At 70.4% G+C, this 17,052-nt stretch carries 15 protein-coding genes and 2 tRNA genes; 5 read left to right on the forward strand and 12 right to left on the reverse strand.

Annotation, left to right across the window (positions count from 1 at the left end; all coding sequences use genetic code 11):
• Nucleotides 1–50 precede the first annotated feature (50 nt).
• The 3 genes from AC2CHG_RS03715 (at nucleotide 51) to AC2CHG_RS03725 (ending at nucleotide 2,398) form a co-directional block, all read left to right on the forward strand.
• On the forward strand, nucleotides 51–602 hold the full coding sequence (locus AC2CHG_RS03715; protein ID WP_262012897.1) for an AAA family ATPase: 552 nt from the start codon (nucleotides 51–53) through the stop codon (nucleotides 600–602).
• Between the two features lie 124 nt (nucleotides 603–726).
• Nucleotides 727–1,719 (forward strand): DMT family transporter, encoded by a 993-nt coding sequence (locus tag AC2CHG_RS03720; RefSeq protein WP_262012898.1) that lies wholly within the window; start codon nucleotides 727–729, stop codon nucleotides 1,717–1,719.
• Between the two features lie 331 nt (nucleotides 1,720–2,050).
• Nucleotides 2,051–2,398, forward strand: coding sequence for an ImmA/IrrE family metallo-endopeptidase (locus AC2CHG_RS03725; protein ID WP_262012899.1), 348 nt, complete (start codon nucleotides 2,051–2,053; stop codon nucleotides 2,396–2,398).
• A 2-nt stretch (nucleotides 2,399–2,400) separates the two neighbouring features.
• Here AC2CHG_RS03725 and AC2CHG_RS03730 read toward each other — a convergent pair.
• The 6 genes from AC2CHG_RS03730 to gyrB all read right to left on the reverse strand — a co-directional run bounded on the left by AC2CHG_RS03730 (nucleotide 2,401) and on the right by gyrB (nucleotide 8,402).
• Nucleotides 2,401–2,476, reverse strand: a tRNA-Ala gene (locus AC2CHG_RS03730).
• 9 nt (nucleotides 2,477–2,485) lie between these two features.
• Nucleotides 2,486–2,614 (reverse strand): DLW-39 family protein, encoded by a 129-nt coding sequence (locus AC2CHG_RS03735; RefSeq protein WP_013283222.1) that lies wholly within the window; start codon nucleotides 2,612–2,614, stop codon nucleotides 2,486–2,488.
• Nucleotides 2,615–2,657: 43 nt separating this feature from the next.
• Nucleotides 2,658–2,731, reverse strand: a tRNA-Ile gene (locus tag AC2CHG_RS03740).
• A gap of 143 nt (nucleotides 2,732–2,874) precedes the next feature.
• On the reverse strand, nucleotides 2,875–3,801 hold the full coding sequence (locus tag AC2CHG_RS03745) for a DUF3566 domain-containing protein (protein WP_262012900.1): 927 nt from the start codon (nucleotides 3,799–3,801) through the stop codon (nucleotides 2,875–2,877).
• Nucleotides 3,802–3,804: 3 nt separating this feature from the next.
• On the reverse strand, nucleotides 3,805–6,324 hold the full coding sequence (gene gyrA / locus AC2CHG_RS03750; protein ID WP_262012901.1) for a DNA gyrase subunit A: 2,520 nt from the start codon (nucleotides 6,322–6,324) through the stop codon (nucleotides 3,805–3,807).
• Nucleotides 6,325–6,455: 131 nt separating this feature from the next.
• Nucleotides 6,456–8,402 (reverse strand): DNA topoisomerase (ATP-hydrolyzing) subunit B, encoded by a 1,947-nt coding sequence (gene gyrB, locus AC2CHG_RS03755; RefSeq protein WP_135242602.1) that lies wholly within the window; start codon nucleotides 8,400–8,402, stop codon nucleotides 6,456–6,458.
• 548 nt (nucleotides 8,403–8,950) lie between these two features.
• Between gyrB and AC2CHG_RS03760 the strand changes: the two genes are divergently transcribed.
• On the forward strand, nucleotides 8,951–9,505 hold the full coding sequence (locus AC2CHG_RS03760; RefSeq protein WP_484524154.1) for a hypothetical protein: 555 nt from the start codon (nucleotides 8,951–8,953) through the stop codon (nucleotides 9,503–9,505).
• On the opposite strand, the gene AC2CHG_RS03765 is transcribed toward AC2CHG_RS03760, so the two are convergent.
• Nucleotides 9,490–9,978, reverse strand: coding sequence for a MarR family winged helix-turn-helix transcriptional regulator (locus tag AC2CHG_RS03765; protein ID WP_262012903.1), 489 nt, complete (start codon nucleotides 9,976–9,978; stop codon nucleotides 9,490–9,492). The genes AC2CHG_RS03760 and AC2CHG_RS03765 overlap by 16 nt on opposite strands.
• A gap of 81 nt (nucleotides 9,979–10,059) precedes the next feature.
• On the opposite strand from AC2CHG_RS03765, the gene AC2CHG_RS03770 reads away from it, so the two are divergent.
• Entirely contained in the window at nucleotides 10,060–10,299 is a 240-nt protein-coding gene (locus AC2CHG_RS03770) for a hypothetical protein (protein WP_013283216.1), read from the forward strand.
• On the opposite strand, the gene AC2CHG_RS03775 is transcribed toward AC2CHG_RS03770, so the two are convergent.
• The 5 genes from AC2CHG_RS03775 to dnaA form a co-directional block, all read right to left on the reverse strand.
• A complete protein-coding gene (locus tag AC2CHG_RS03775; RefSeq protein ID WP_484524155.1) occupies nucleotides 10,290–10,895 on the reverse strand; it encodes a DciA family protein in 606 nt (201 codons plus the stop codon). The genes AC2CHG_RS03770 and AC2CHG_RS03775 overlap by 10 nt on opposite strands.
• Nucleotides 10,888–12,018 carry a DNA replication/repair protein RecF gene (gene recF / locus AC2CHG_RS03780; RefSeq protein WP_013473313.1) on the reverse strand — a complete coding sequence of 377 codons (1,131 nt, stop codon included), beginning with the start codon at nucleotides 12,016–12,018 and terminating at the stop codon, nucleotides 10,888–10,890. The genes AC2CHG_RS03775 and recF overlap by 8 nt, the downstream gene beginning before the upstream one ends.
• A 16-nt stretch (nucleotides 12,019–12,034) precedes the next feature.
• On the reverse strand, nucleotides 12,035–12,907 hold the full coding sequence (gnd, locus tag AC2CHG_RS03785; RefSeq protein ID WP_484524156.1) for a phosphogluconate dehydrogenase (NAD(+)-dependent, decarboxylating): 873 nt from the start codon (nucleotides 12,905–12,907) through the stop codon (nucleotides 12,035–12,037).
• Nucleotides 12,908–12,946: 39 nt separating this feature from the next.
• Entirely contained in the window at nucleotides 12,947–14,080 is a 1,134-nt protein-coding gene (dnaN, locus tag AC2CHG_RS03790) for a DNA polymerase III subunit beta (protein ID WP_262012905.1), read from the reverse strand.
• A gap of 1,062 nt (nucleotides 14,081–15,142) precedes the next feature.
• A complete protein-coding gene (gene dnaA, locus AC2CHG_RS03795) occupies nucleotides 15,143–16,975 on the reverse strand; it encodes a chromosomal replication initiator protein DnaA (protein ID WP_269697865.1) in 1,833 nt (610 codons plus the stop codon).
• Nucleotides 16,976–17,052 lie beyond the last annotated feature (77 nt).

Here is a 17,052-nt window from a genome sequence, read left to right on the forward strand (position 1 = left end):
GGCAAGTAACGGCTTGCCTATCAAGGGGTTGCCCGCTATCGGAGGACGTCATGCCCGGATACATCCTCACCGGCGCTCCCGGCTCCGGTAAGACAGCGATCCTGCGCCACCTGGAGATCGACGGCCATCCCGTCGTGGAAGAGGCCGCGACCGACGTGATCGCGCTGCGTCAGGCGCTCGGGCGACCCGAGCCGTGGCGTGAACCGGACTTCGCCGAGCGGGTGCTGGATCTCCAGCGGAGGCGTCGGCGCCGAGCCGAGACGTTCGGCGGCGACGTGGTGTTCCACGACCGCTCACCGGTCTGCACGCTCGCGTTGTGCCGCCACCTGGGGTTGACGCCGCCGTCCGCCCTGCTCGACGAGATCGCGGGCATGACCGCGGAACGGACCGTCTTCTTCGTCCGGAATCAGGGCTTCGTCGAGGCGACCGCGGCCCGGCGGATCAGCTTCGAGGAGTCGCTCGTCTTCGAGCGGGTCCACGAACTGACGTACCGCGAGGCGGGGTTCGACCTCGTCGACGTGCCGGCGGGACCGCTCGCGACCCGGGTGGCGGCGATAAAGCAGACGGTCGATCGACTGCGCGCGGCTAGGGTGCGGACATGACCTTCCGCGTTGTCTCGCCGCCACCGGTCACCCGGTAACGACGCCGTTCACCGAACCCGGCTCCCGCACCCAGAGCCCGGGTCCGTTCGCGGTGCCCGGGCGGCGACGACAACGGAGAAATCACGTGCGCACGATTGTGCCCCCGACCGTGGGGCGAGGAACCCTGTACATCCTCATGGCGGCGATCGCCTGGGGCACCGGCGGCGCCGCGGCAGCCGTCCTCTACGACACCAGCGGATTGGGCCCGGTCGCCGTCTCGTTCTGGCGGTTCGCCGGCGGCGTCCTGCTGCTCGCCGCCGGCCACCTGACACTGCGGCGACCGTCCGGCTTCGTCCACGCTCCGTCGCGCCACCGGTGGCGGCAGGTCGTGACGACGGGCGTGGGTCTGGCCGTCTACCAGACGGCGTACTTCGCCGCAGTGGGGTACGCCGGCCTGGCCGTCGCCACCATGGTCACCCTCGGCGCCGGGCCGATCCTCATCGCCCTCGGCTCCCGCCTGACCCTCGGCGAGCGACTCGGCCGGGCGGGCGGAGTCGCCGTCGCGACAGCACTCGTCGGTCTGGTCCTGCTGCTGGGCGGTGGTAGCGCCGGCAGCGCCCCGGCACCGGCGCTGGGCCTGGCCTGCGCGCTGCTGTCCGCGGGCGGGTACGCAGCCGTCACCGTGCTCAACCGGAAGCTCGGCCGGGACGGCGGCGGGCAGACGTCGCTCCTGGGCGGATTCGCCGTCGGGATGATCTGCCTGCTGCCCCTGGCCCTGCTCGAAGGGATCCTGTCCACATCCGGTGACACCCGCCGGACGGTGGGCCTGCTCGCCTTCCTCGCCGTGGCGCCCACCGCCGTGGCGTACACCCTGTTCTTCGCCGGTCTGGCCTCGGTCCGGGCGACCACCGCGTCGGTCATCGCGCTCGTCGAGCCGGTGACCGCGGCGCTCATCGCGGTGCTGCTGCTGGACGAACGGCTCACCGTGACCGCCGTTCTCGGGTCGGCCGTGCTGCTCGCCGCGGTTGTCGCGCTGATGCTCGGCGAACCCGGACCGGCGCCGTCATCGACTGCGGTGCGCAGGGACCGTGACGCCGACGCGCGGAACCGCCGCCGGCCTCGACGAGCGGGTCCATAATCCGGATCACGTTCTGTACCGATCGGTAAGTCACCCCCGGACCCCGACAACCGACCAGTCCCTCTACGAGCGGGGCGCCATCGGCGAGATACGCGACGACGCCGGCAGTCCGCTCTACCCCGCCGGTCTCACCGAGTTGCTCCACGAAGAAATCCGTTGTCGTCGGTCGTGCCGTACGCCGACCATGGCCGCTGTGAGCCGAAGCCTCCGAACGGACCCCGGATCCCGCCAGGCGCTTCGGCGCGCGCCCCGGCTCGACCGGGTGCGGATCCACGTTCACGCACCGCGACCCGGATTCGCGCACCCGGCAGGCGGACGAGACGTTCGCGACGTGCTGGAAGCCATCGGACCCTGGGCGTGGTACGGGTTGCGCGCCGTCGAGCTGCGGCAGACCGAGGACTTCCGGCCCGGATTCGTCGTCTACGGCAGGACCCGGGTGCCAGGCGAGATCTTCCTGTACGAGCAACCGCTATCGGAAGCCGTATCGTTGCGCGACTTCATGCGATTCGACGTGCTGCTGCACGAGCTCGGACATCACGTGCTCCAACACCGCAGCCGAAAGGTCGGACGCATACAACGCCGATCAGATCATGAACGGTTCGCCGAAGCCTTCGCCGAGCGATGGAAGCCGAGTGTCCAGGCTGTACTCGAAACAGTCGCTGATGATCAGGCGACGTGATGTGGTGGAGCCCAGGGGACTCGAACCCCTAACCCCTGCCTTGCAAAGGCAGTGCTCTGCCAGTTGAGCTAGGGCCCCGTGACGGCGTCAGCGCAGGTCGGGCGCCGTGGTCGCCTCGTGCCACAGGGCGCGCTCGTCGTTCGAGGCCTTGACCTTCTTGGCCACGACGGCGGCCACACCGACGATGCCGGCCAGGATCAGGAGCTTCTTGAACATGTGCTTGACCCCTCGCGCTCGACTGTCGTCGGACGATGTGCGGTGGGGCTAGCTGGAATCGAACCAGCGACCTCAGAGTTATCAGCTCTGCGCTCTAACCGACTGAGCTATAGCCCCGCGTAGCGACGAGCTAGGTTAACCCATCGCCTCCACCGCGCCCAAATCGGGGGTACGTAGTGGAAGCGCCCGCGCCATCTCGAACCTACCCGGACGTACGACGCCGGGGCGACCGCTTTACGCGGTGCCCCGGCGCCGGTCGATCAGTCCCGCTCGGCGAGCGTCAGCTCGATGCCGCCGACCAGGTCGGCGCAGACGTTGTAGACGAACGCGCTGAGCGTCGCCAGCGCGGTGAACAGCACGACGTTCACCAGGCCGATCAGCGACGACGTCAGGATCACGCCCTTGGCGGTGATCCGGAAGCCACCGCCGCCCTGGCCGCCACCGGCGTTCACCAGGTCGGTCAGGCTGTCGTTGACGCTCTTGAACACACCCATCGCGTCGAGCGCCAGGTAGAGCACCGACGTCGCCACAACGACCACGATGAAGAGCACCACGGACACCGCGAAGGCGAACTTCATCACCGACCACGGGTCGATCCGCTTCAGGTTCAGCCGGGCCCGTCGCGGTCCGCGCGACGCGGCCGAGCTGACCGAGGTACGCGCGGCGCGTACCGCCTCACCCACGCGCGCGGCGCCGACTGCCGCCGCGCCGCTGATGCCCGGCGGCAGGCCGCCGCCGTTCGCGGGCCGGGACTGGGCGTTCGCGGCGCCGCCCGGGCGCGAGCCGTCGGGCGACGCCTTCGGGGCGGTACCCAGGCCGGCGCCGATCCGCGGCTGCGTGCCGGTCGTACCGGTGGAAGCCCGGCCGGCGGCCGACGGCGCCTTGATCGGCTGGGTGCTCGTGGCGTTCGTGGGCTTGCCGGCCGGGGCGGCCAGACCGTCGGCCGACGTCGGCGCGTCGACCTTGGTCTCGGCCGAGTCCCGGGAACCGGAGTCCTCGGCCGGCTTGTCCGGAGGCGGGGTCATGCCGGGAGCCCGGGTGAACTTCGGGGCAGGCGCGTCGGCGGGAACCGTGGCCCGGCCCACAGCCGCGCGGCCGGTCGCTGGTGTGCCGCCCTGCGCGGCCTCCTCGTCGACCGGAGTGGCCGAGGTCCCCTTGTTCCCCGACTTCGCCTGTGTCTCCGTCATCAACTAGTCCTGTTCGTCAGGCTCGTCGGCATTGCGAGCAATCGCCACGATAGTCACGCCGTCCGGGAGGTCCATCAGCTTGACCCCCATTGTGTTCCGGTCACGCGTACGGCGTACAGGCTTCACCGGAGTCCGGATGACGCCGCCGTTGCTCGTGATGGCGAACAGCTCGTCCTCCGGATCGATCACGACCGCGCCGACCAGGCCACCGCGTCGCTCGGTGATCTTCGCGGTCAGCACGCCCTTACCTCCCCGGCCCTGGACCGGGTATTCCTCGATCGGGGTACGTTTCGCGTAACCCCCGTTCGTCGCGACCAGAACGTCCAGACCCTCTCGCACCACCTCGACCGCGAGCAACTCGTCCTCGCCGCTGAAGCGCATGCCGATTACCCCGGAAGTGGCGCGGCCCATCGGGCGCAGCGCCTCGTCGGTGGCGTTGAAGCGGATCGCCTGGGCGTTCTTCGACACGAGCAGCAGGTCGTCCTCCGGAGCGACCAGGACCGCACCGACCAGTTCGTCCTCATCGCGCAGGTTGACCGCGATGATGCCGCCGGAACGGTTGGAGTCGAACTCCTCGAGCCGCGTCTTCTTCACCAGGCCGTTCTTCGTGGCCAGTACCAGGTAGGGGGCCACCTGGTAGTTCGGGATTTCAATAATCTGCGCGATCTGCTCGTCGGGCTGGAACGCGAGCAGGTTGGCCACGTGCTGGCCCTTGGCCACCCTACTGGCCTCGGGAAGCTCGTACGCCTTCGCCCGGTAGACCCGACCCTTGTTCGTGAAGAACAGGATCCAGTCGTGGGTAGAGCATACGAAGAAGTGGCTGACAATGTCGTCCTGGCGGAGCGTCGCCCCGCTGACGCCCTTCCCGCCGCGCCGCTGCGACCGGTAGAGATCGACCTTGGTCCGCTTCGCGTACCCGGTGCGCGTGATCGTCACCACCACGTCCTCGCGGGCGATGAGGTCCTCCATCGAGACCTCGCCGTCGAACGGGACGATCTTCGTACGCCGGTCGTCGCCCCACTTCGCGACGATCTCGCCCAGCTCCTCCGAGACGATCCGCCGCTGCCGCTCCGGCTTGGCCAGGATGTCCTTGAGGTCGGCGATCTCCACTTCGAGCTTCGCCAGGTCGTCCAGGATGCGCTGCCGCTCCAGGGCGGCCAGCCGGCGCAGCTGCATGTCCAGGATCGCGGTCGCCTGGACCTCGTCGATGTCCAGCAGCCGGATCAGGCCCTGCCGGGCGTCCTCGACGGTGGGCGAGCGCCGGATCAGGGCGATCACCTCGTCCAGCGCGTCCAGCGCCTTGGACAGACCGCGCAGGATGTGTGCCCGCTCCTCGGCCTTGCGCAGCCGGAACGCGGTCCGCCGCCGGATCACCTCGATCTGGTGCTCGACGTAGTAGCGGATGAACTGGGCCAGGTTGAGCGTGCGCGGCACGCCGTCGACGAGCGCCAGCATGTTGGCGCCGAACGTCTCCTGGAGCTGGGTGTGCTTGTAGAGGTTGTTCAGCACCACCTTGGCGACCGCGTCGCGCTTGAGCACGAGCACGATCCGCATGCCGGTACGCCCGGAGGACTCGTCGCGGATGTCGGCGATGCCGGCGAGCTTGCCCTCCTTGATCAGCTCGGCGATGCGCTCGGCGAGGTTGTCCGGGTTGACCTGGTACGGCAGCTCGCTGACCACGAGCGCCGGCCGGCCCCGCTTGTCCTCCTCGACCTCGACCACGGCGCGCATCCGGATCGAGCCGCGCCCGGTCCGGTACGCGTCCTGGATGCCCGCCTGGCCGACGATCAGGCCGTGGGTCGGGAAGTCCGGGCCCTTGACGATCTCCAGCAGGGCTTCCAGCGTGGTGGCCTCGTCGGCCTCCGGGTGCTCCAGGCACCACTGCACCGCCGCGCCGATCTCGCGCAGGTTGTGCGGCGGGATCTTGGTGGCCATGCCGACCGCGATGCCCTCGGAGCCGTTGATCAGCAGGTTCGGGATACGCGACGGCAGGATGGTGGGCTCCTTGGCCCGGCCGTCGTAGTTGTCCTGCAGGTCGACGGTGTCCTCGTCGATGTCCCGCAGCATCTCCATCGCCAGCGGGTCGAGCTTGCATTCTGTATATCTCATGGCCGCAGCCGGATCATTACCCGGCGAACCGAAGTTGCCGTTGCCGTCGACCAGCGGGTAGCGCAGCGACCACGGCTGCGCCATCCGGACCAGCGCGTCGTAGATGGCCGAGTCGCCGTGCGGGTGGAACTGGCCCATCACGTCACCGACGACGCGGGAGCACTTCACGTACCCGCGGTCCGGCCGGTAGCCGGAATCGAACATGGCGTAGAGGATCTTGCGGTGGACCGGCTTGAGCCCGTCCCGGACGTCCGGCAGGGCCCGCCCGACGATGACGCTCATCGCGTAGTCGAGGTACGAGCGCTGCATCTCGACCTCGAGGCCGACCGGCTCGATCCGGTCGTGCTGGACGACCGCGGCCAGTGTCTCCGGGGTCTCCGGCTCGTTCGGGGTGGACTCGGGAGTATCGGTCACTGTTAACCCTTATCAGACTCTTCAGTCGTGGTCTCGCTGTGGATAACGGCTGTGGAAAGCGTTCAGGCTGTGGATAACTCTGTGGACTCCCGGGCCGGCCGGTGGATGTCCGGCCGGCCCGGGTGGGTCCGTCAGATGTCCAGGAACCGCACGTCCTTGGCGTTGCGCTGGATGAACGACCGGCGGGCCTCGACGTCCTCGCCCATCAGGACGCTGAACAGCTCGTCCGCGGTTGCGGCGTCGTCGAGCGTGACCTGGCGCAGCGTACGCGTGGCCGGGTTCATCGTGGTCTCCCACAGCTCGGGGTAGTTCATCTCGCCGAGACCCTTGAACCGCTGGATGTCGTCCGGGCGGGCGTTGGGCTTCTTCTGCTGGCGCAGGGCGATCAGCCCGTCGCGCTCGCGGTCCGAGTACGCGTACTGGGCGTCGTCGCCCTTCTTGTTCCACTTGATCTTGTAGAGCGGCGGCGCGGCCAGGTAGACGTGGCCCAGCTCGACCAGCGGCCGCATGAAGCGGAACAGCAGGGTGAGCAGCAGCGTCTGGATGTGCTGGCCGTCGACGTCGGCGTCGGCCATCAGCACGATCTTGTGGTAGCGCAGCTTCTCGATGTCGAAGTCGTCGTGGATGCCGGTGCCGAGCGCGGTGATCAGCGCCTGCACCTCGTTGTTCTTCAGCACCCGGTCGATCCGGGCCTTCTCCACGTTGAGGATCTTGCCGCGGATCGGCAGGATCGCCTGGACGCGCGGGTCGCGGCCCTGCTTGGCCGAGCCGCCGGCCGAGTCGCCCTCGACGATGAAGACCTCGGACTCGCGCGGGTCGGTGGACTGGCAGTCGGCCAGCTTGCCGGGCATCGAGCCGGACTCCAGCAGCGACTTGCGCCGGGCGAGCTTGCGCGCCTGCTGGGCGGCGATCCGGGCCCGCGCCGCCTGGGACGCCTTCTGGATGATGATCTTCGCCTCGGCCGGGTTGCGGTCGAACCAGTCGACGAGCGACTCGTTGCAGACCCGCTGCACGAAGCCCTTGACCGGGGTGTTGCCCAGCTTGGTCTTGGTCTGACCCTCGAACTGCGGGTCGGTGAGCTTGACCGAGATGATCGCGGCCAGACCCTCGCGGATGTCCTCACCCGAGAGGCGCTCGTCGCCCTTGAGCAGCTTCTTCTCGGCGCCGTAGCGGTTGACGACGCTCGTCAGCGCGGCCCGGAAGCCCTCCTCGTGGGTGCCGCCCTCGTGGGTGTTGATGTTGTTGGCGAAAGTGTAGACCGACTCGCCGTACGACTCGTTCCACTGCATGGCGATCTCGACCGACATGCCCGTCTCCTCGGCCCCGAACTCGACCACCGTCTTGTGGATCGGGCTCTTGGAGGCGTTGAGGTGCCGGACGAAGTCGGCGATGCCGCCCTCGTAGTGGAAGGTGACCTCGCGGGTCTTACCGTCCTCGTCCTCCGGGACCCGCTCGTCGAGCAGGTGGATGGTGAGACCCCGGGTCAGGAAGGCCATCTCCTGGAGGCGCCGGTAGATGGTGTGGAAGTCGAAGTCGACTGTCTCGAAGACGTCCGGGTCGGGCCAGAAGGAGACGGCCGAGCCGGTGCGGTCGGTCTCCTCACCCTTCTCCAGCGGCGTCGGCTTGGAGTGGTGGTACTGCTGACGCCAGACGAAGCCGTCCTTGTGGATCTCCACGGCCATCCGGGTGGACAGCGCGTTCACCACGGAGACGCCGACGCCGTGCAGGCCGCCGGAGACGGCGTACGCCTTGCCGTCGAACTTGCCGCCCGCGTGCAGCACGGTCAGGGCGACCTCGACACCCGGCTTCTTCAGCTTGGGGTGCAGGTCGACCGGGAAGCCACGGCCGTTGTCGGTCACCCGGACACCGCCGTCGGCCAGCAGCACCACGTCGATGGTGTCGCAGTGCCCGGCCAGCGCCTCGTCCACCGCGTTGTCGACGACCTCCCACACCAGGTGGTGCAGACCGCGCTCGCCGGTGGACCCGATGTACATACCGGGCCGCTTCCGGACCGCTTCCAGGCCCTCGAGCACGGTGATCGACTCGGCACCGTACTTCTTGTTGTCCTCCGCTGCCACGCTCGGCCACTTTCTCGCACCGGCCGCGCGTGGGCGCGGGGGCGCGGGTTCGGCGGACAGGACGCGACGTCGGCGCGCATGGTCCGCCCCTGGGGTCGCCAGGCTCGGATCATGTGCGCCGGGCGCCGCGGTTGCCCGCGGATCGCGATCGGCTCGGACCTGATACGGGACTATGATCGAGGGCTCATGCGGGCCCCTGTCCGTCGCTCCGTCTCGGGTCTTTCGTCTCGCCCTCAATCTTACTGTGCGGAGCCGACCAAACCGCCACTCGGCACCCTCTCCGGGGCGGCTGAGAATGCCGTAGCCGGACGAACCGCGCCGCCCACGACTCCCCCTACACGCCAACGGGCCGGTACCGCGCCACCGGCCACCGTGAGCCGTGACGATCATCCGACCGGTGATCGGCGGGTGCCCCGACCGGGGGTCGCGGCCGGGCCCGGCGTGCCGTAGCTTTTGCGGCGCCGCCGTTGCGGTCTTGATCTTTTGCGCCCGGAACCGGGACGATCGTCGGAGATGGTCCGAAAACGCTTGGTGAGAGGTGACGCCAGATGGGGCTGGACAACGTCGCGGTGCACTGGCCGCGGACCGGCCGCTTCTACGACCCGGTCGCGCCGGCTGAGTTCGTGGACTTCGGCGAGATCGTGGAAATGCCCCGGATCTCCGCGCCGACCGCGGCGCTCGCCGAGCTGATCGCGAAGACCGGCACGGTACGCGCGACCGCGTACACCGAATTGGTCGACCTGATCCTCGGGCTGGAGAATGTGCTCTACGCCACGGAGAACGCGGTCGAGGACGAGGACCCGGTGATCGACCCGGACGGCTGCTCCTGGATCGCCGAGGGCGTGGAGAAGTTCGTCGCCCGGCACCGGCCGTACGGCGAGCCGGTCACGTTCGAGTCGGTGAGCGAGGTGCTGCGCGCGCTACTCGGTGACGGCCGGCTGGCCGAGCAGCAGCTCCGCTGGCTGGACAGCCGCCTCGACCGGCTGCGGGACGACAGCGGCGACCCGCCGCAGTGGAACTTCACCTGCGCCGAGCTGAGCGTGCTGGCGGCCTTCTACCGGCGCTGCGCGGAGCGGGGTTTCGCGGTCTACGCCGACGCCTGACCGGGCGCCGCAGCGCCGGGAGAAGACGTGGCCCGGTTGGCGGCCGCGATCACCTCGGTCAGCGCTGTGTGCAGGTGCCGCAGGTCGGCCAGCGGCAGGCCGAGGCGCTGCACGATGGCCGGCGGGATCCGCTCGGCCTGCGCCCGCAGCGCCTGCCCTTCGGCGGTGAGCGAGACGGCCAGGCTGCGCTCGTCGGCGGCGTCCCGTTCCCGCCTGATGTAGCCGGCCGCCTCCAGCCGCTTGAGCAGCGGTGACAGCGTGCCCGGGTCGAGCTGGAGCAGCCGGCTCAGATCCCGCCCGGACAGCGGCGCGTGCTGCCAGAGCGCCAGCATGACCAGGTATTGCGGGTGGGTGAGCCCCATCGGCTCCAGCAGTGGCCGGTAGACCGCGACGACACTCCGGGCGGCGACGGAGAGTGCGAAGCAGACCTGCTGCTCCAGCGCCAGGGGGTCCTCCTCGATGCCGTCGGTCACCGGCGTCCTCCTCGTCGTCGTTGCGATCGTAGCAATGATTGGTGTACCAATGGTTTGCACACAAAACAGGGAGGCGGCGGAATGAGCGACGACGAGCAGGTGGGCGACGCCTCCGGCAAGGGTGGCCGCCTGTTGGGCTGGGTGTTCCGCAACCTCGCCGGCCCGTCCCAGGTGCAGGGCGCGGTGCAGGGCGGCTCGAAGCTGGCCCGCGACGCGTGGAAGGAAGACCTGGAGCGCCGCAAGCAGTGGAGCCGTGAGCAGCGCGAACTCAAGCGCGCCAGGCGTGAGGCGCGGCGCTCGGGGGGCGTCGGTCAGCCGTAGGTGTCGCGGGGGCCGCGCCCGCGTACCCGTCGGGGGCCGCGCGACCACGACGGCGCCGCCGGCCCGTGGATGTGCAGCTTGCGCACCACGTTGTGGCCCACCTCGCGGGCGATCTGCTGCAACAGCGAGCTCGCCAGCAGGCGCAACTGGGTCGCCCACGCCGTCGAACGCGCCTCCACCGTCAGCTCGCCGTCCTCCAGCTTGACCGGGCGGCTGTGCTGCGCGACCTCCGGGCCGACCACCTTCTCCCACGCGCCGAACACCGTCGCCTCGGCCGCCGGCTTCTGCCAGCCCCGCGCCTTCATCAGCTTGTCCAGCACCGCGCCGAGCGGCTGCGGGTCGCGCGGGTCCGGACCCGGGCCGGAGTAGCCGCGCAGCCGCTTCTCGCCGTCGCCGCGGACCGCGCCGCGCCGTCGCGGAGCCGCCGCCTGCCGCCGGGCCTTCGCCGCGTCGAGCACCGCCCGGGCCAGTTCCGGCCCGGTCGAGCCCTCCGGCAGGTTCGCGGCCGGCTCACCGCCCGCGGGCTTTTCCGGGGTACGCGCGTCGCGTCCCGGCCCGAGCCGTGCGGGCGGGAGCTGCACCTCGTCATCAGGCACGCCGCACCGTCCCCTCGCCCACCGCGTACCGGGTGCCGCGCAGCGTCGCCGGCACGTCGTCGTCCACCGCGCAGGTGACCAGAAGCTGACTGGCGCCGCCGACCAGCTCGGCCAGCCGCTCCCGCCGGCCGGTGTCCAGCTCGGCGAAGACGTCGTCGAGCACCAGCACCGGTTCGATCCCGTCGGCGCGCAGCAGGTCGTACCCGGCCAGCCGCAACGCCAGCGCGTACGACCAGGACTCGCCGTGGCTCGCGTACCCCTTGGCGGGCAGCGGGCCGAGCGTCAGCGCCAGGTCGTCGCGGTGCGGGCCGACGAGCGTGGTGCCGCGCTCGATCTCGGCGGCCCGGTTCGCGGTGAGCGCGGCGGCGAGCGCCTCCGCCAGCGCCGCGCGGTCCGCGCCGGGTTCGGGCAGTTCCACCGAGGGCCGGTACGCGATGCCCGCCGCGCCGCGGCCGGCCGCCACCGCGTCGTACGCCTTCGCCACGTGCGGGGTCAGCGCGGCCACCAGTTCCAGGCGGCCGGCGAGCAGGTCCGCGCCGTGCTGCGCCAGATGCGCGTCCCACACGGCCAGCGTCGACAGGTCACCGCCGCGCGTGCCACCGGTCTTCCGAGCGAGGTACGACGTACGCAGCAGCGCGTTGCGTTGCTTGACCACCCGCTCGTAGTCGGCGCGGACCCCGGCGTAGCGGGGCTGGCGGGTGACCAGCAGGTCGTCCAGGTAGCGGCGGCGTTCGGCCGGATCGCCGCGGACCAGTTCCAGGTCCTCCGGCGCGAACAACACCAGGCGCAGCGCGCCGAGCACGTCCCGGGCACGTCGGGCCGGAGACCGGCCGAGCCGGGCCCGGTTGGCCTTGCCCGGCACGATCTCCAGCTCGACCAGCAGCTCCCGGCCCTCATGCACCACGGCGCAGCGGATCACCGCCGACGCGGCGCCCATCCGCACCAGCGGGGCGTCGGTGGCGACCCGGTGCGAGTCCAGGGTCGCCACGTAGCCCAGCGCCTCGACCAGGTTGGTCTTGCCGACGCCGTTCGCGCCGACGAGCACGTTCGGCCCCGGCTCCAGGTCGACGCCGACGCGCTCGTACGAGCGGAAGTCGACCAGTTCGAGCCGGCGGACGTACACAGCCTGTGGATACCGGTCAGCGCTTGTGGACGGCGTGGCCGCCGAACTGCTGGCGCAGCGCGGCGACGGCCTTCATCGCGGGCGAGTCGTCCTGCCGGGAGGCGAACCGGGCGAACAGCGACGCGGTGATGACGTTGAGCGGTACGGCGAGCCGGACCGCCTCGTCCACGGTCCAGCGGCCCTCGCCGGTGTCCTCGGTGTAGCCGCTCAGCTCGGCCAGCCCCGGGTCCTCGTCGAGTGCCCGGTCCAGCAGGTCGAGCAGCCAGGAGCGCACGACGGTGCCCTCGCGCCACGACTTGAACACGCCGGGCACGTTCGTCACCAGCTCCGAGGCCGCCAGCAGCTCGTAGCCCTCGGCGTACGCGTGCATCAGGCCGTACTCGATGCCGTTGTGCACCATCTTGGCGTAGTGACCGGCGCCGACCGGGCCGGCGTGCACGAAGCCGAACTCGCCCTCGGGCTTGAGCGACTCGAAGATCGGCATCAGCCGCTCGACGTGCTCCTGCGCGCCGCCGACCATCAGCGCGTACCCGTTCTGCCGGCCCCAGACGCCGCCGGACACGCCGACGTCGATGTAGCCGATGCCCTGCTCGTTCAGCCGCTCGGCGCGCGGGGCGTCGTCGCTGAACCGGGAGTTGCCGCCGTCGATGATGATGTCGCCCTCGCCGAGCACACCGGCGAGCTCGTCGATCGTGGCGTCGGTGACGCCGGCGGGGACCATGACCCACACCGCGCGGGGCGACTGGAGCTTCTCGGCAAGCTCGGCCAGGCTCGCGGCGTCGCTGATCTCCGGGTTGTGGTCGTAGCCGACCACCTCGTGCCCGGCGGCGCGCAACCGCTCCCGCATGTTGCCGCCCATGCGGCCGAGTCCTACCAGGCCGAGCTGCATCTGCTCCTACCTCCGTACGTCAGGGTCGTGCTGCTGCGATCAGCGGGACACGCGGATCGGCATGATGAGGTACCGGTACCCCGGGATGACCTCGCCGTCCTCGCCTGCCGGGGAGATGACCGCGGGCTTGAACGCGTCGACGAACCGGAGCAGGGCGTGCTGCGCGCCCAGGTTGGCCAGACCGTCGATGAGGTACTGCGGGTTGAACCCGATGGTCAGCGGCTCGCCGCTGAAGGTGGCATCCATGGCCTCGCTGGCCCGGGCCTCCTCGGTGCCGCCCGCCTCGACCACGAGACCGTCGGCGCTGAAGCTGAGCAGCACCGGCGTGGTGCGCTCGGCGACCAGCGCGACGCGCTTGACCACCTCGATGAGCGAGGCGACGGCGACGCGGGCCTCGGCGTTGTGGTCGGCCGGGAACAGCGAGCGCACCGGCGGGTAGTTGGCGCCGTCGAGCAGCCGGCTGGTGGTCCGGCGGGTGCCACCGGAGAAACCGATCATGCCCTCACCGGCACCGCCGGAGGACAGCGCCATGGTGACGTGGCCGCCGAGCGGGCCGAGTGCCTTCGCGGTGTCGTGCAGCGTACGGGCCGGTACCAGCGCGTTGAGGCTGATCTCCGGGTCGTCCGGGTTCCACTCCATCTCGCGCAGCGCGAGGCGGTAACGGTCGGTCGCCAGCATGGCCATCGTGCTGCCGCTCAGCTCGATCCGTACACCGGTCATCATCGGCAGCGTCTCGTCGCGGCCGGCGGCCACAGCCACCTGGGCCACGGCGGAGGCGAAGGCGGCGGCGTCGACGGTGCCGGCGCTCTCCGGCATCTCCGGCAGCGTCGGGTAGTCCTCCACCGGCATGGTGGGCAGCGTGAACCGGGCGCTGCCGCAGACCAGTTCGAGGTGGGCGCCGACGGCGGCGATGTCCACCGGCTTGGCCGGCAGGGCCTTGGTGATCTCGGCGAGCAGGCGGCCGGAGACCAGGGCGGCGCCGTCCGCGTCACCCTGCACCTCGACCGTCACCTGGCTGGAGACCTCGTAGTCGAAGCCGGAGACCTGCAGGTTGCCGTCGGTGACGCGGAGCATCACCCCGGCCAGCACCGGTACGGAGGGTCGGTTGGGCAGGCTCTTGGCGGTCCACGCGACCGCCTCGGCGAGCGCGTCGCGCTCCACTCGGAACTTCATCAATGCCTCCGCGTCGACGTCAGCGACAACTCTCTCATGCCGACCGCTGCCACCCGTCCCGCCCGACCGTGCGGGCACCCATCGCACCTTAAGGCGCTGGGGCATCGGCTGTGCGCCCGACCCCGTGGATCCAGGTGCCCCGGGCGACTGCCGGCGGCAGTGCTCCGGCCCGATCCACAGGAAGTCCAACGGTGATGATTGGTTTTTGTTGTTTAGAAGAGATAACTCATCGTCTTCATCGCACCTGTGCAAACTGTGGAGAACCGCCGTCCGCGCAGGTCAGACACGTTATCCACCGGTGGTTTGGCTGTGGAGAACCAGGGGTAAAACTCGTGTCCCGGTCCACAGCCCTCGCCGGCCGCCGGGTTTTCCACGGCTGTCCACCGGTTGTCCACCGGTAATCCACCGGTTTTCTCCCCAGCGCTGTGGACAGCGCCGGAGACGTCCACAGCCGTCGTCCCCAGAACCTTCAACAGCTCGCCCACAGGCTGGTCGCTGTCTGGGGACAACGGGACAGTCGTCCCCAGGCGTCCACAGCGTCGTCCCCAGGAGTTGTCCACAGTCTGTGGGTAACCGGCCGAGTGCGAAGCGTGGTTGTCCACCGCCTGTGACACAGGGGCTGTGGACAACGGGTACGAGCTGTGGACGAACACACGACAGATCCTGGGCCCTCCACCGGGTCGAGGGTCAACAGTTCCCCGCTGTCGGCTACTTGCCACCCGCGGCTCCGCCCGCCCTGCTTCAGCTGATCATGAAGTTGACGGCGTTCGCGTCCGGTTTGTCGCCGCCAGCTTCATGATCGACGGGGAGGCCGGTGGGCGAGAGCGAGGGGCGGGACGTAGCGGTGAGGGGTCCCCGTGGCCGCCGATCACCCCCCGGTCAAGGCGCGGCGCTCAGCTCCGGCGAGATCTTGGTAGGAAACGGCCCCTATGAGGGCGCCAAGCTTCCAAGATCTGCGGGGACGTTCGCGCGTCCGCCCTCCTTGATCACCGCTGGAGTGGCGGGAGCGGGGAGGGCGGCGGGAGCGGGGAGGGACGCGAGGGCAGTGCGAGGGTGGGGCGGTCAGGTGTTCTGCTTGATGCGGTTCGTCAGCTCGGCGATCTGGTTGTAGAGCGAGCGCCGCTCCGCCATCTGCTGACGGATCTTGCGGTCCGCGTGCATCACCGTCGTGTGGTCCCGGCCGCCGAACGCCTGCCCGATCCGGGGCAGCGACAGGTCGGTCAGCTCCCGGCACAGGTACATGGCCACCTGGCGCGCGTTCACCAGCACCCGGGAGCGGGAATGGCCGCGCAGGTCCTCCAGGCTCACCCCGAAGTAGTCGGCCGTCGACACCATGATCTGGTCCGCGGTGATCTCCGGGCCGGCGCCGTCCGGAATGAAGTCCCGCAGCACCTCCTCGGCCAGCGACAGCTCGACCGACGAGCGGGTGAGGCTGGCGAAGGCGGTGACGCGGATCAGCGCCCCCTCCAGTTCGCGGATCGAGTTCGACACCCGGGACGCGATGAACTCCAGCACGTCCGGCGGAGCGAACAGCCGCTCCTGGGCCGCCTTCTTCTGCAGGATCGCGATCCGCGTCTCCAGGTCCGGCGGCTGGATGTCGGCGAGCAGACCCCACTCGAAGCGCGTACGCAGCCGGTCCTCCAGCGTCGCCAGCTGCTTCGGCGAGCGGTCAGAGGTGATCACGATCTGCTTGTTGGCGTTGTGCAGCGTGTTGAAGGTGTGGAAGAACTCCTCCTGCGTCCGCTCCCGGTTCTCCAGGAACTGGATGTCGTCGATCAGGAGGATGTCCACGTCCCGGTAGCGGCGCTGGAACGCGCTCGTCTTGTCGTCGCGCAGCGAGTTGATGAAGTCGTTCGTGAACTCCTCGGTCGAGACGTACCGGACCGAGCGCGCGTTGCCGAGCGTCGTGGCGTAGTGCCCGATGGCGTGCAGCAGGTGGGTCTTGCCCAGCCCGGAGCTGCCGTAGATGAACAGCGGGTTGTACGCCTTCGCCGGCGACTCGGCCACCGCCACGCTCGCGGCGTGCGCGAACCGGTTCGACGAGCCGATGACGAACGTCTCGAACATGTACTTCGGGTTGAGCCGGTTGCCGCCGCTCTCCGTACCGCCGGGGAGCCTCCGGTCGGCCTGGCCGCCTCCCGGGCGGTGGTGGTCGGCGCCACCCCGGCCGGGGCCGTTGTCGGTGGCGCCGTCCCGGGGCAGGCCGCGCATCGGCGCGGGGTCGGCGGGCGGGCTCTCCCGGTAGCGGGGCTCGTATCCGCCGGCGTCGGGCACGGGCGGCTCGATGCGGGTGCGCTCGTCGAAGGCGCGGCGCTCGGGCGCGGTGCGTACCGGCTCGGCGAACGCGGCGCTGAAGAGCGTGTCCTGTGCGTCCCGGCCGGCCGGGATGAGGTGCGGGCGGCCGCCGTCGGCGGTCCGCTGCCGCGGGGCCGGCTCGTCGAGCGGCTGCTCCGGGCGCGGTTCGCCATATCCGGCCTCGGCGTACCCGGGTTCCGGGCGCGGCGACGGGAAGGCCTGGGCGGAGGCGGGCGGGCCGGGCTGGTCGAAGCCGGGCAGCGGGGCGGCGCCGTCGTGCTCGGGCAGCGGCTCCGGGCTGCTGCGGTAGACGGTGCCGGCCGGGCGGGCATTCGGGTCGTCGGCGACCCGCACGGTGACCGCCACCTGGATCGGCCGGCCGAGCCGGCGGCTCAACGCCTCGGTGATGGCCGGGCGGAGCCGGGACTCGATCACGTCCCGGGTGAAGGCGTCCGGCACCGAGAGCAGCGCCGTGTCCTCGACGATCGCCCGCAGGCGGGTGAGCCGGAGGTACGCCCGTTGTTGCGCGGAGATGATCTCGTCGGCGAGTTCGTCGGTGGTCGCCGTCCACACCGCGGCAAGGTCGGTCGCTCCGGTCACCGTCGTGCCACCCCCTCGCCTGCTCCTTCTCACGCCCGCCCGGACGGCTGACCGGTCGTCATCCACAAGTTATCCAC

The sequence above is a fragment of the Micromonospora sp. ATLC20 genome (genome assembly GCF_057196585.1).

Coding starts and splice junctions, on each gene's coding strand:
- gnd (WP_484524156.1), bottom strand. CDS start 12,907: ATGCAGCTCGGCCTGGTAGGACTCGGCCGCATGGGCGGCAACATGCGG.
- AC2CHG_RS03735 (WP_013283222.1), bottom strand. CDS start 2,614: ATGTTCAAGAAGCTCCTGATCCTGGCCGGCATCGTCGGTGTGGCCGCC.
- AC2CHG_RS03760 (WP_484524154.1), top strand. CDS start 8,951: ATGGGGCTGGACAACGTCGCGGTGCACTGGCCGCGGACCGGCCGCTTC.
- AC2CHG_RS03715 (WP_262012897.1), top strand. CDS start 51: ATGCCCGGATACATCCTCACCGGCGCTCCCGGCTCCGGTAAGACAGCG.
- AC2CHG_RS03770 (WP_013283216.1), top strand. CDS start 10,060: ATGAGCGACGACGAGCAGGTGGGCGACGCCTCCGGCAAGGGTGGCCGC.
- dnaN (WP_262012905.1), bottom strand. CDS start 14,080: ATGAAGTTCCGAGTGGAGCGCGACGCGCTCGCCGAGGCGGTCGCGTGG.
- AC2CHG_RS03745 (WP_262012900.1), bottom strand. CDS start 3,801: ATGACGGAGACACAGGCGAAGTCGGGGAACAAGGGGACCTCGGCCACT.